9 protein-coding genes are annotated in these 13,842 nt (G+C 38.2%); 3 read left to right on the top strand and 6 right to left on the bottom strand.

Annotated features, from left to right (window positions below):
• Window positions 1–192: 192 nt before the first annotated feature.
• From CRO54_RS02930 to CRO54_RS02920, 3 genes are read right to left on the bottom strand one after another with little or no spacing between them, the layout of a single operon-like run.
• On the bottom strand, window positions 193–1,068 hold the full coding sequence (locus tag CRO54_RS02930) for a CPBP family intramembrane glutamic endopeptidase (RefSeq protein WP_097128493.1): 876 nt from the start codon (window positions 1,066–1,068) through the stop codon (window positions 193–195).
• Window positions 1,068–1,505 carry an NUDIX domain-containing protein gene (locus CRO54_RS02925; protein ID WP_097128490.1) on the bottom strand — a complete coding sequence of 146 codons (438 nt, stop codon included), beginning with the start codon at window positions 1,503–1,505 and terminating at the stop codon, window positions 1,068–1,070. The genes CRO54_RS02930 and CRO54_RS02925 overlap by 1 nt, the downstream gene beginning before the upstream one ends.
• Window positions 1,502–2,425, bottom strand: a complete 924-nt coding sequence (locus tag CRO54_RS02920; protein WP_240774998.1) for a cation diffusion facilitator family transporter — start codon at window positions 2,423–2,425, stop codon at window positions 1,502–1,504. The genes CRO54_RS02925 and CRO54_RS02920 overlap by 4 nt, the downstream gene beginning before the upstream one ends.
• Window positions 2,426–2,723: 298 nt before the next feature.
• Here CRO54_RS02920 and CRO54_RS02915 point away from each other — a divergent pair, with 298 nt between their 5' ends.
• Window positions 2,724–3,920, top strand: coding sequence for a pyridoxal phosphate-dependent aminotransferase (locus CRO54_RS02915; protein ID WP_171047807.1), 1,197 nt, complete (start codon window positions 2,724–2,726; stop codon window positions 3,918–3,920).
• A 78-nt stretch (window positions 3,921–3,998) separates the two neighbouring features.
• Here CRO54_RS02915 and CRO54_RS02910 read toward each other — a convergent pair whose 3' ends face one another.
• Window positions 3,999–5,243 (bottom strand): ABC transporter permease, encoded by a 1,245-nt coding sequence (locus CRO54_RS02910; RefSeq protein ID WP_171047836.1) that lies wholly within the window; start codon window positions 5,241–5,243, stop codon window positions 3,999–4,001.
• Window positions 5,244–5,529: 286 nt separating this feature from the next.
• Here CRO54_RS02910 and queA point away from each other — a divergent pair, with 286 nt between their 5' ends.
• Window positions 5,530–6,579: a tRNA preQ1(34) S-adenosylmethionine ribosyltransferase-isomerase QueA gene (gene queA / locus CRO54_RS02905; RefSeq protein WP_097128484.1), complete on the top strand. Its 1,050-nt coding sequence runs from the start codon at window positions 5,530–5,532 to the stop codon at window positions 6,577–6,579.
• A gap of 80 nt (window positions 6,580–6,659) precedes the next feature.
• Window positions 6,660–7,337: a 2-C-methyl-D-erythritol 4-phosphate cytidylyltransferase gene (locus CRO54_RS02900; RefSeq protein ID WP_097128482.1), complete on the top strand. Its 678-nt coding sequence runs from the start codon at window positions 6,660–6,662 to the stop codon at window positions 7,335–7,337.
• 262 nt (window positions 7,338–7,599) lie between these two features.
• Here CRO54_RS02900 and CRO54_RS02895 read toward each other — a convergent pair whose 3' ends face one another.
• Both CRO54_RS02895 and gltB read right to left on the bottom strand, forming a co-directional pair.
• Window positions 7,600–9,069 (bottom strand): glutamate synthase subunit beta, encoded by a 1,470-nt coding sequence (locus CRO54_RS02895; protein WP_097128480.1) that lies wholly within the window; start codon window positions 9,067–9,069, stop codon window positions 7,600–7,602.
• Window position 9,070: 1 nt separating this feature from the next.
• On the bottom strand, window positions 9,071–13,579 hold the full coding sequence (gene gltB, locus CRO54_RS02890) for a glutamate synthase large subunit (protein WP_097128478.1): 4,509 nt from the start codon (window positions 13,577–13,579) through the stop codon (window positions 9,071–9,073).
• Window positions 13,580–13,842: the final 263 nt, after the last annotated feature.

Genomic DNA, 13,842 nt, shown 5'->3' with positions numbered 1-13,842 from the left:
AAGCCAAATAAAAAATAGGCAACTAACAAAAAAACCAGCATTTGTATACGGGCTTTATTGATAAGATCCACCTCCTTATCTGTAATTCTCGCGATAAAATTTTGTAAAAGGCGCATATTGAAGTTGGACTAAGTTAAGAATAGAAAGTCGTTTTACGAATAAAACTATAAGTTTTAAAATTTGAAACGAATTCTAATTATCAGCCTCTATTTCTTCAAATTCTTTGCTTTCTATAATACCAAAACCATTCCTGTAAATTAGCCAAGCAATGAAAATCACTAGAAAAAAGGTACAGAACACAGAGCCCTCAATCCCGAATTTTCCACCAGAAATATATTCGGCTCCCTGAGGTATAGCTTTAACGAAACCAGACATCTTATTACCGCTTACATGATAACCTAAAAGGATAGCTTGTGTAAAATTCCATGCGAAATGCATACCTATTGCCCATGAAACATTACGTTTTTGCAAGGTATAAAGTGCAAAAAGTATTCCTGCTAGTGTAATGTTAACTATACCTAAAACAGTAAGTCCTGGATTTGCGAAATGCGCTAACGCAAACAAAAATCCGTTTACTAAAATCGCAAACCAAAGTGGATATCTTTCTGAAAGCGCAAACAAAGGGTAACTTCTAAATAGCAACTCTTCGAAAAAGGAAATTAGGAGAAAAAAAACAAGATATAAGCCAATAGTACTCCACGAAAATACAGCCACCTCAAATTTAACATTACCATTGGCATACAATAGCGATGCACAAAGCACCATCGTCATAAAACCCAATCCTGCTCCTTTAAAAAATTCAGAAAAAAAGCTAGTCTTTCTGACGAAAACTTGGTAAAAATCTAGATCAGGCAAGATTTTAAACATCATCAACAATGCACCTAATACTACTATGACTAAGCTGAACTGCGCAATAATATCAGTTATAATTGGAGAAGATATGGTAGGTAAAAAGTTAAGTTGCGAGATTAGACCGAATGGAATAGTGCAAAGCAACAAGAAAAACATGAACAGCCAAACCTTCAATACCGGCATCAAATAATACCCAAGCTTACTTTCCTCAATCATTACTTAGAAACCTCCTTTAACAATTTTACTGCAATTTTATCCGTTTTAAAAGTTACATCATCCTCAGTAAGCTCGCTTATTTTTTTCCATCTAAAACACTGGCTGGTTCCCTCATCAAAATCAAAACACTTACATTTAAAATTTAACTCAAGAGGTTTCACCGGTTTTACCAAATAATATATGCTCAACACCTGACTATCATTAAAAGAAGATTTCTCGTAAAAATCTGTAGTATAAAAATGGCTAATCACCTCCACTTCTGCATCACACTCTTCTACAAACTCTCTTTTTAGCGCTTCTATCAAACCTTCACCAAACTCCACACCACCCCCTGGAAATTTTGTAAAATATCGCTCTACAGCAAATTCATCACTTAGTAAAACTTCTTGTTCATCATTAACTAACAAACCATAAACTCTTACATTAAAATAGCTCATTGTTCAAAATGCTTTTGGTTTTTGGTTACGTTTTCCATGCTCCATTTAATCTCTGCTCTAAATGCTTCGGCTCTCACTGGACAATTTTCCACTTTACAATAGTTACAACATGCCGGCAAACATGGATCTGCATGAATAAACAACTCGGTTTGCCTACTTACCGCTTGGTTAATCATCTTATCTATACTTGAAATTTCGTGATGAACGGCATTTAAATCAAAATAATAGGGCAACGTAACATGACAGTCGATATGTAAATCTGCGCCGTATTGTTGTGCCCTTAAATTATGTACATCTATCCAAGGTGCCTGTCTATTATCCTGCAAAATCTCCACAACTTCTTCAACCAATTCTAGGTTACTTTCATCCATCAAACCGCCAACAGACTTGCGTGTAAGCTTATAGCCGTGAAAAATAATATATATTCCCAAAAGAATAGAGATTACACTATCTAGCCAATAAATCTGTGTAAGTTGAATGATCAAGATACCGATTACCAAACCTGCACTACTTACCGCATCAGTTAGCAAATGTTTGCCGTCTGCTTCCAGCGTCAAAGATTTGTTCTGCTTTCCAGTTCTGATCAAATACAAACCTACAACGAGGTTCGCCAAACCAGTTAACGTAATAATCATTGCTCCATCGTACAAATCTGACACTACGTTACCGTAAAACAAACTGTAAATAGATTTGATGAGGATGACAACTCCAGCAATACCGATAAGAACACCTTCTACAAAGGCCGAAAAAAACTCTACCTTTCCGTGGCCATAAGGGTGGTTTTCATCCTTTGGCAAAGTAGCGAGATAAATACTGTAAAATGCAAAACCACTGGCCAATACATTCACAATACTTTCTGCTGCGTCGGTAAGTATTGCATTAGAATTTGTGATAAAAAATGCAATAAACTTTGCTCCCATCAGCAAAATACTAGTGCATAGCGATATTAATATGGCTCTTTTATTAGACGTCAAGACCTTTGTTTTGTGTTTCCAAAATTACGCTTTTTAGTTTTGAATAATGGAATTAGAAAATGATGATATTAGAAATTAATCACACATCTATACAGCATTACAACACTTCAACTTTCAGATTCCAACATCGAATTATCAAAATACTAACAAAACCCCACAAAGCTTAAACAAATGCTATTAAAAAACATCTTTTATTAGTGCTTTATGAATAAGGTTTTTATATTTGCTACTTCACAGAAACATCATGAGTATTTTATCAGACAGAATAAATAACCTATCAGAATCAGCTACGCTAAAAATGACCAAACTAGGTCGCGAACTAGCTGCAAAAGGCGTAAACGTAATTAGCCTAAGTGTAGGCGAGCCAGATTTCAACACCCCAGAACATGTAAAAGAGGCTGCAAAGAAGGCTTTAGATGACAACTTTACTCGCTACTCGCCAGTACCTGGATACCCAGACTTGCGCCAAGCGATTGTGAATAAGCTAAAAACGGAAAACAACCTTGATTACGACATTTCTCAAATCGTGGTTTCAACTGGTGCAAAGCAGTCACTTTCTAACGTTATCCTTACTTTGATTAATCCTGGTGATGAAGTAATCATTCCTACGCCTTACTGGGTTTCTTACTCTGAAATGGTAACGCTTGCCGAAGGTAAATCTGTTTTCATTGATGCCTCTATCGAAAGTGATTTTAAAATTACTCCAGCGCAATTAGAAGCAGCAATTACCCCAAAAAGCAAGTTGTTTATGTTCTCTTCGCCAAATAACCCAACAGGAACTGTTTATAGCAAAGATGAATTAGCAGCTTTAGCGAAAGTATTTGAGAAACATCCTAATATCTATATCCTTTCTGATGAGATTTATGAGCATATCAACTTTGTTGACCAACACGAATCTATTGCACAATTTCCAAGTGTTAAAGACCGTGTAATTATTGTGAATGGCTTTTCTAAAGCTTTCGCAATGACAGGATGGCGCTTAGGCTACATTGCTGCTAGTAAAGAAATTGCTGCCGCTAACGATAAATTACAAGGGCAAACTACTTCGGGAACCTGTTCTATCGCACAACGTGCTGGTATTGTAGCTTACGAGCAAGGTTTGGATACAGTGAACGAAATGAAAAAAGCGTTTGCTCGTCGCCGTCAATTGGTTTATGACTTATTGAAAGAAATCCCAGGTGTTAAAACCAACTTACCTGAAGGTGCTTTTTATTTCTTCCCTGAAATCAGTTCGTTTTTTGGCAAAAAAGATGCTGAAGGTAACGTAATTAAAAATTCAAGCGATTTAGCTCTCTATTTATTGAACGTTGGCCACGTAGCGACCGTTGGTGGCGATAGCTTTGGCAACGACAACTATATCCGCTTATCTTATGCTGCATCAGACGAAAGTTTGGTAGAAGCTTTAAGAAGAATCAAAGAAGCATTAGGTAAATTAAGTTAATTATTTAATACCTCCATCATAAAAAAGCGCCCTGATTAATTTCAAGGCGCTTTTTCTATTAATGACCATTAAGTTTATTTAACTCCGAATCGCTTCTACTGGATCTAATTTAGATGCTGAATAAGCTGGCCAAAAACCAGAGATAATTCCAATACCTACCGAAACACCAATACCTAAAATAATATTGTTAAGGTATAAAACGACGGGCATATCAAATATACCAGAAGCTGCTAAAGTGAGTAGATAAACTAGGAACAATCCGCATAAGCCCCCCATTAAACACAATACTACTGCCTCAAAAACAAACTGCAACAATATAAAGTAGCTCTTAGCGCCTAATGATTTCTGTATACCGATGATATTGGTACGTTCCCTTACAGAAACAAACATAATATTCGCTATACCGAAGCCGCCAACCAAGATGGAGAAACCACCAATGATCCAACCGCCTATGTTAACCGCAGAGAACATGATATCTAATTGGTTAGAAAGCATTGTAGTTTTGTTCAATGAGAAATCGTCTTCCTGTCCAGGGCTTAACCTTCTAATTGCACGCATCTGCCCCTTCAATTCACTTTCTACCTCTTCCAAACTAATATTATCTTTTCCCCTAACTGTAATTTGAGGATTGTATCTCTCATTATTAACATCGAAAATACCTTTGGCCAAGCTCATTGGAATCAAAACGTTTTTATCTTGCGACATCCCCATCATATCCTCGCCTTCCTTTTTGAAAACACCAACTACAGTTACCCTACGTCCCATCACTTTAATCTGCTTCCCTATGGGTTCCGCACTTCCAAAAAGTCCTTCAGCTATTTCTGCTCCTAAAATGCAAACGGGTGTAGCAGACTTACTTTCGCTTTCTGTAAAGTACCTTCCATTCTCAAATTCTAGGTTCCAAGTTTGATCATATTCTTGCGTGGCGGCATTGATGGTTGCCCCCTCTACCGAACTGCTTCTATATTTAATGGTTCTACTGCCCGAAGAAATCTCGAAACAAACTCCTTTTGCACTTTCCATCCTTTCTCTCAAGGCTAAATAATCTCTGTAAGATGGTTCTGGACGATTTACATACTTCCACCAAGGATAGCTATCTCCGAAAATCCAAGGCCATTTCTGTACGAAAAGTGTATTAGAGCCTAGTTTATCAACGCTAGCCTGTATTTTGTTTCGCATGGTATCTACACCAGTAAAAACGCCAATAATGATAAAAATACCAATGGTTATCCCCAACAAAGAAAGAGAGGTACGTAATTTATTTTGTCTAAGAGCATCCCAAGCGAACCTAAAACTCTCTCCAATAAGTCGAAAAACTAGCAGCATAACGGTTAGACCAAATTTAGTTAAAAAGGTTACAGGTAAATTAAGTTAAATGTAAAAAGACTAAAGTAAAAACAAAGCAAGCTAAACTTAAATGGTTATAATTTGTCTTTATTATTCAATAATTTTTCATTAGGTTTTTTCCATTTCAGAAACACAATATTAATTCGTAAATTTGCGCCCTAATTTACTGTATCAAAAGCAAGTTTGAGCCATCACCTGTCCCTGTAGGACAGTTACATTAGATACCAATCTTGACTCGATCAAAAACAATTAAAAATTACACATGAAATTATCTCAATTCAAGTTCAACTTACCTGACTCACTTTTAGCGAATGATCCTGCTGAAGAGAGAGACGAAGCACGTTTAATGGTTTTACATAAAGACTCTGGTAAGATTGAGCATAAAATCTTTAAAGATGTTTTAGGCTATTTTGACGATAAAGATGTAATGATTCTTAACAACACTAAAGTTTTCCCTGCTCGTTTATATGGCAACAAAGAGAAAACAGGTGCTACTATAGAAGTATTTTTATTACGCGAATTAAATAAAGAGCTACGTTTATGGGATGTACTAGTAGATCCAGCTCGTAAAATCCGTGTAGGAAATAAATTATATTTTGGTGATGACGATTTATTGGTTGCAGAAGTAGTAGACAATACAACTTCTCGTGGTCGTACTATTCGTTTCTTATTTGATGGAACTGATGAAGAATTTAGAAGAAACGTGGAGATTTTAGGCGAAACTCCTCTTCCTAAATACATCAAACGTAAAGCAACAGAGAAAGATAAAGAACGTTATCAAACTATTTTCGCTAAGCACGAAGGTGCAGTAGCTGCACCTACTGCAGGTTTACACTTCAGTAGAGAATTGATGAAACGCTTAGAACTTAAAGGTGTAGAATTTGCCGAAGTAACTCTACACGTTGGTTTAGGAACTTTCCGCCAAGTTGAAGTAGAGGATCTAACTAAACACAAAATGGATTCTGAGCAGTTCATCATCGAGCAAAAAGATGCGAACTTAGTAAACAAAGCATTAGAGGAAAAAAGAAAGATTTGTGCAGTAGGTACAACTTCTATGCGTGCTATCGAATCTGCTGTTTCTGCAAACAAAACTTTAAAAGCAGCAAACGACTGGACAAGTAAGTTCATCTTCCCTCCTTACGATTTTAGCATTGCAAACTCAATGATCACTAACTTCCACACTTCTGAATCTACTTTATTGATGATGGTTAGTGCTTTTGGTGGCTACGAAAATGTAATGAATGCGTACGAAGTTGCTGTAAAAGAGAAATATCGTTTCTACAGCTATGGAGATGCGATGTTGATTATATAATAACAAGTAGTGAGTATCAAGTATCAAGATAGTTTTAAGCTAATCTTGATACTTGATACTAAAATCTCGATACTTAAAATATGAAATTCTACGCAATAATAGTAGCTGGTGGTTCAGGTAAGCGAATGCAAACCACAATAGCCAAACAATTCTTATTGCTTAACAATAAGCCTGTAATGATGCACACATTACAGGCTTTTTATCTTTCCGAGGTACAACCAGAAATTATATTGGTTTTATCAAAAAACGATCATGAATACTGGAAGGATTTATGCCTAAAATACAATTTCGATATCCCACATACCTTAGTTGAGGGCGGTAAGGAACGTTTCCATTCGGTAAGGAACGGCTTAATGACCATTAAAGAAGATGGCGTTGTGGCGATACATGACGCTGTTAGACCTGTAGTAAGCTCAAGCTTAATTACCCATTCTTTTAAAGACGCCTTGGAAATTGGCAATGCAATTCCCTGCATTAAACCAAGTGACTCTGTGAGGCAGCTTGATGACAATAGCAGCAAGATTATTGATAGAGATAAATTGGTTTTGATACAGACACCGCAGACGTTTGACTTAGGTCAACTACGAATTGCTTATCAACAAAGCTTCTCCGCTACATTCACCGATGATGCCTCTGTTGTAGAAGCTGCTGGTTTTCCTATTAATCTGATTGAAGGAAATAGAAACAACATCAAAGTTACCTATCCTGAAGATTTGGAATTAGCGAGTTTTTTGTTGAAGAACAATATTCCAGGATAACTACACCATTCGCTAAAAATGTATTTCAAGACTTACGAAGTTTTGAAAACTTCGTAAATCTATTCAACATTAATCCTACCGTCATTTCGATGAGGTACGAAGAGAAATCTAATGCATAGTATAAATCTTCAAGTTCTTCTTTACTCCTCCACTTGCTAGATTTCTCCTATCGTCGAAATGACGGCAACTTATTGTTGCAACAAAAAAGGCCCAAACGAAACTCGTCTGGACCTTGGTTGTAAAAGTATAAAAACAAAAGTTCTTAAGCGTAAGCTACGGCATCTTTAGATGGTAATTTACTGAAACCCATTAAGTGTTCATCCACTTTACGAGCAGTCTCTCTTCCTTCAGAAATTGCCCAAACCACCAAAGATTGACCTCTACGCATATCGCCAGCGGCAAAAATCTTGGGAATGTTAGTTTGGTACTGACCCTCAACAGCTTTTACATTACCTCTTTCATCCAATTCTACCCCTAATTTTTCAATTAAGCCTTCTTTTTGAGGATGCAAGAAACCCATCGCCAAAAGCACTAGTTCGCAAGGATATTCTTTTTCAGTTCCTGGAACTTCCTTAAAGCCTAGCGGTCGTCCAGTCGCAGCATCAATATCCCATTCTACATCTACCACTTTTAAGGCTTTTAAATTACCTTGCTCATCTTTAATAAACTCTTTTGTATTTACCGACCAAGCACGTTGTGCACCTTCTTCGTGAGAAGTAGTGATTTTCAATAACATTGGATAGCTTGGCCAAGGCATGTGTGCAGTACGCAATTGTGGCGGCATTGGCATAATCTCAAACTGAGTCACTGATTTTGCACCGTGACGGTTTGAAGTTCCGATACAATCTGAACCTGTATCACCACCACCAATCACAATCACATTTTTTCCTGTAGCTAAAATTTCTTCAGTTTCAACTTTTCGACCGCCAACACGCTTATTCTGTTGCTTCAAGAAATCCATTGCGAAATGAACACCTTTAGCCTCTCTTCCTGGCAAGTTTAAATCACGAGGGATAGTTGAGCCGCCTGCTAGTACAATCGCTTGGTAATCGCGTAAAAGTGTACTAATTTCCACATTCTCGCCAACATTTGCATTGTATTGGAAAGTGATACCTTCTTCCTCCATTAACTTGATCCTTCTTTCTACCACATCTTTCTGTAGTTTAAAGTCAGGAATACCATAACGAAGCAATCCTCCAGCCACGTCATCACGTTCATAAACTACCACTTCGTGACCAGCTTTGTTTAATTGCGCAGCGGCAGCTAATCCCGCAGGACCAGACCCCACCACAGCTACTTTTTTACCAGTTCTAATTAATGGCTCGTTAGCTTTGATATAACCTTTTTCGAAAGCAATTTCAATGATATGCTTTTCAATTTCCTCAATAGAAACTGGAGATTTGTTGATTCCCAACACACAAGCACTTTCGCAAGGCGCAGGGCAAATTCTACCTGTAAATTCTGGAAAATTGTTTGTACTTAATAAAATTTCGGCAGCTTGCAACCATTTACCTTGATAAACCGCGTCGTTAAACTCAGGAATTACATTTCCCAGCGGACAACCAGATTGGCAAAATGGCACACCGCAATCCATACAACGACCAGATTGTCTGTTCAACTCATCAGATGGCAATAACGATACAAACTCGTTGTAGTGATTTAAACGCTCTTGAGGCACTTGTTTTGAAGGCGAAACTCTTTCGTATTCAAAAAATCCTGTCACTTTTCCCATCTTAATTAACTTTTACTTGTTGACGTTGTAATAAAACTGCTTTGTATTCTTTAGGGAAAACTTTCACAAAATGTTTAGCTTGATTTTCCCAATCGCTAAGGATAAATTCTGCTACTTTACTACTGGTTAACCTCAAGTGGTTTTTCAATAGCATAGTAATCCTTTCTTCATCTTCTTGTTGTAATGGATCTAAATCCACCATCTCTGGATTACATTTGTTAGCAAAGGTTTTGCTGGTGTCGTAAATCCAAGCAATACCGCCACTCATACCTGCGGCAAAATTGCTTCCTGTATCACCTAAAATCAGCACCTCACCACCAGTCATGTACTCACAACCGTGATCGCCTACGCCTTCTACTACAGCCGTAGCTCCAGAGTTACGTACTGCAAAACGTTCGCCTGCTTTTCCACGAGCATACAATTCTCCAGAGGTTGCACCGTACAATGCCACGTTACCAATAATGATATTTTGCTCTGGCACGTAGTTGATATTACCAAAAGGATAAACCACTACTTTAGCGCCCGACAAACCTTTACCTACATAATCATTACCTTCACCTTCTAAAGTAAGTGTCAAGCCCTTGGTAGCAAAAGCACCAAAACTTTGTCCAGCAGAGCCGAAGCACTTAAAGTTGATCGTATCGTGTGTTAAACCAGCACTTTTGTGAACTTTAGAAATCTCGTTAGATAACATGGTGCCGATAGAACGATCTGTATTTTTCACATCGAAGTTGGCAAATACTGGCTCATTATTTAAAATAGCTGGCTGTGCAGCGGCAATTAACTGATGATCCAATACTTTATCTAAACCGTGGTCTTGACTTTCCGTATTGTACAAAGGCTGTCCATTTGCGGGTTCTTTGTACAAGATTGGAGATAAATCCACATATTTCAGTTTCCAATCTGCTTCCGCAAATTCTCTTACTTTCAGCAAGTCAGATTGACCAACCATTTCGTTCACTGTTCTGAAACCTAATTCAGCCATTAATTCACGAACTTCTTGCGCTAAGAAATGAAACAAGCTCACTACGTGGTCAGCATCGCCAGTAAATAACTTTCTCAAATTAGGATCCTGCGTAGCTACACCCACAGGGCAAGTATTCAAGTGACACTTACGCATCATGATACAACCTGCAGTTACTAATGCAGCCGTTGCCACACCCCACTCTTCAGCGCCTAGCAAAGTAGCAATTACGATGTCTCTACCTGTTTTCAACTGACCATCAGTTTGTAGTACTACTCTACTTCTCAAGCGGTTTTTCACCAAAGTTTGATGTGCTTCCGCTAAGCCAAGTTCCCAAGGTAAGCCTGCGTGTTGAACTGAAGTTAAAGGAGATGCTCCCGTACCACCATCGTAACCAGAAACTAAAACTACATCGGCGTGAGCTTTAGCTACACCAGCAGCAATAGTACCTACACCAGCTTTAGAAACTAATTTCACGTTAATTCTAGCCGCACGGTTGGCATTTTTCAAATCGTAAATCAGCTGCGCTAAATCTTCGATAGAATAGATATCATGGTGTGGAGGCGGAGAAATTAAGCCTACACCTGGCGTAGCGTGACGGACTTTTGCAATCCAATCGTCCACTTTGTGACCAGGTAATTGACCACCCTCTCCAGGTTTTGCACCTTGAGCCATTTTAATCTGCAACTCATCAGCATTTGTTAAATAGTAACTAGTTACTCCAAAACGAGCTGAAGCAATCTGCTTGATCGATGAACGCATTGAATCGCCGTTTTCCATGGTTTGGTAACGGATCTCATCCTCACCACCTTCGCCAGTATTACTTTTACCGCCAATTCTATTCATCGCAATAGCCAAAGTAGAGTGCGCTTCATGAGAAATTGACCCGAAAGACATTGCTCCTGTAGCAAATCTTTTGAAGATGTTCTCAATTGGTTCTACCTCATCAATGCTGATAGATGGACGAGTATAGTTGAACTCGAACAAACCTCTAATGGTATAAGCCTGTGTAGTTTGCTCGTTTACCAGTTTCGAATATTTTTTGAACGTAGGAAAATCATTTCTACGGGTTGCATTTTGCAATAAGTGGATCGTTTCTGGATTAAACAAATGTTTCTCTCCACGTCTTCTCCATTTATAGGTACCACCAGCAGTTAAAATATGCTCCGTTTGTGTATGCTTTCCGAAAATACGGTTGTGTTTAATCAATGCTTCTTGCGCAATTTCATCCAAACCTAAACCGCCGATACGAGAAACAGCTCCAGTAAAGTGAGTACTTACTACTTGTTGGTTAATACCTAAAATCTCGAAAATCTGTGCTCCGTGATAAGATTGCAAAGTAGAAATTCCCATTTTAGAGAAAATCTTTAATAAGCCATCCTTAACAGATTTGATATAGTTATAATTTAATTGATCCTGCGTTAAGCCACTTTCTTTTTGAAAAGTATTGATAGTTTCTAAAGCCAAATAAGGGTTTACCGCCGTAGCACCAAAACCAATTAAGGTAGCGAAATGGTGTACTTCCCAAACATCCCCAGCCTCTACCACAATACCTACCGCACCTCTGTAACCTTTTCTAATTAGGTGATGATGTACCGAAGAAACTGCCAATAAAGAAGGAATTGCAGCATGGGTAGAATCCAATGCTCTATCGCTCAAAATAATCACTTGGAAACCATCTTCCACAGCATCCACTGCGTAACGGCACAAACGATCTAAAGCTTTTTGCAATGATCCCGCTTTTCCATCAGCCCTAAAATACATTTGTAGGGTTTTAGATTGAAACAAGCCTGTATCAATACTTCTTAATTTTTCTAATTCTTGATTGGTTAATATTGGATGTTTGATTCCCACACAGTGACACTGCATTTGGTTTTCTTCCAACAAGTTACCATTGTTACCCATAAAACCAGCCAAACTCATTACCACTCGCTCACGAATTGGATCGATTGGTGGGTTGGTTACCTGGGCAAACAACTGTTTGAAATATGAAGACAAGTGTTGAGGTTGTTTAGAAAGCACCGCTAAAGGTGTATCTGTACCCATCGAACCAATTGCCTCTTTACCATCTATTGCCATTGGTTTAAGCAATAAATCGATATCTTCTCTTGTATAACCAAATACCTGTTGATAATTGAAAATAGATTCTTCTGATAAGTTGGTGAACATTACCCTAGGTTCTGGTAATTCTTCCAATTTAATTTGATATTGGTTAATCCAATCCGCATATGGACGACGACCGCAAACTTGTTGCTTGATCTCGTCATCGCTAATGATACGCCCCTGCTCCATGTCCACTACAAACATTTTCCCAGGAGTTAACCTACCTTTTTCGATTACAGTACTCTGGTCAATCTCAACCGCTCCCGATTCAGATGCCATGATCACTCTATCATCACTGGTAAGTGCGTAACGCGAAGGACGCAAACCATTTCTATCTAAAGTAGCACCAATTAGGTTACCGTCTGTAAAGGCAATAGCCGCTGGCCCATCCCAAGGCTCCATTAACGAAGCGTGGAATTGATAGAAAGCACTTTTCATCGGATCCATATCCTTGTTTCCGTCCCATGCTTCTGGTATTAACATCATTAACACATGCGGCAACGAACGGCCAGCATGCAATAGTAATTCTACTACATTATCTAAACATCCCGAGTCAGACTGCGTTTCGTCGATCACTGGCAAAATCATATTCAACTCCTCCGGAGTAAAAAATGGTGATGCAAATGATTTCACACTAGAACGAAACCAGTTCAAGTTACCTTGTAACGTATTGATCTCACCATTATGTGCAATATGCCTAAATGGTTGCGCCAAACGCCAAGATGGGAAGGTATTGGTTGCAAAACGTGAGTGTACCAAACCAAAGGCCGAAACCATGCGCTTATCGCTAAGCTCGGTGTAATAGGTACGTACTTGCAAAGAGGTAAGCTGACCTTTATACACAATGGTTCGCGACGAAAACGACGCTATGTAAAAATCTTGCTTACTATCCTTTACAGAATTGTAAATAGTTTTGGTCACATAAGTTTTAAGCACAAACAACTTACGTTCAAAATCTGCACCTGCAGCAATATGGTAAGGGCGAGAAACAAAGACTTGCTCAATTTCCGGCTCTACAGAAAGGGCCATATTGCCGATATCCGTAGTATCTACCTGAACCTTACGAAAGCCCAGCACCTCAAAACCCAGCTTTTCTGCTGTGCGATAAATAATTTCACGACATTCTTCTCTAGCCCTAATCTCTTTAGGCATAAAAAGCATACCTACGCCATAGTCGCCATATTGCGGCAAACTAAAACCTGTGCGTAAACATTCGTCAAATAAAAATTCGTGGGGAACCTGTATCATGATACCAGCACCATCTCCGGTATTAGGTTCAGCACCACATGCGCCACGGTGATCCAAATTCTCCAAAATGGTTAGCGCATCTGTAATGTTCTGATGTGATTTTCTCCCTTTCACGTGGGCAACAAAACCTATACCGCACGCATCATGCTCAAAACTGTCGCGGTACAACCCTTGTTGTTCATTTAAATTTTCCATTTATTAGTTGGTTGTAGTTAGTGTGTAGTGAACACTAAGATAAGAAAAAATATCTACAAATTATACATTTGATAAAATATTTGTAAAAAAACAATATTATAAGCAAAAAAAAGGTTTCAAATTATCAATATATCAAAAGATAACGATACCAATTGAAAATTTATCAAAACCATAAAAAATCAAATACTTGGTTTAAATGGTTTAAATAACTATTTCGATTAACATAAATACATAAACGGGTAGCGACAACAACCTCTAGTCTA

The organism is Pedobacter xixiisoli (assembly GCF_900215335.1).
GTDB classification, from domain to species: Bacteria; Bacteroidota; Bacteroidia; order Sphingobacteriales; family Sphingobacteriaceae; genus Pedobacter; species Pedobacter xixiisoli.
Note: the sequence above shows the minus strand (reverse complement) of the source record. Positions and strands in the feature narration are given on the sequence as shown.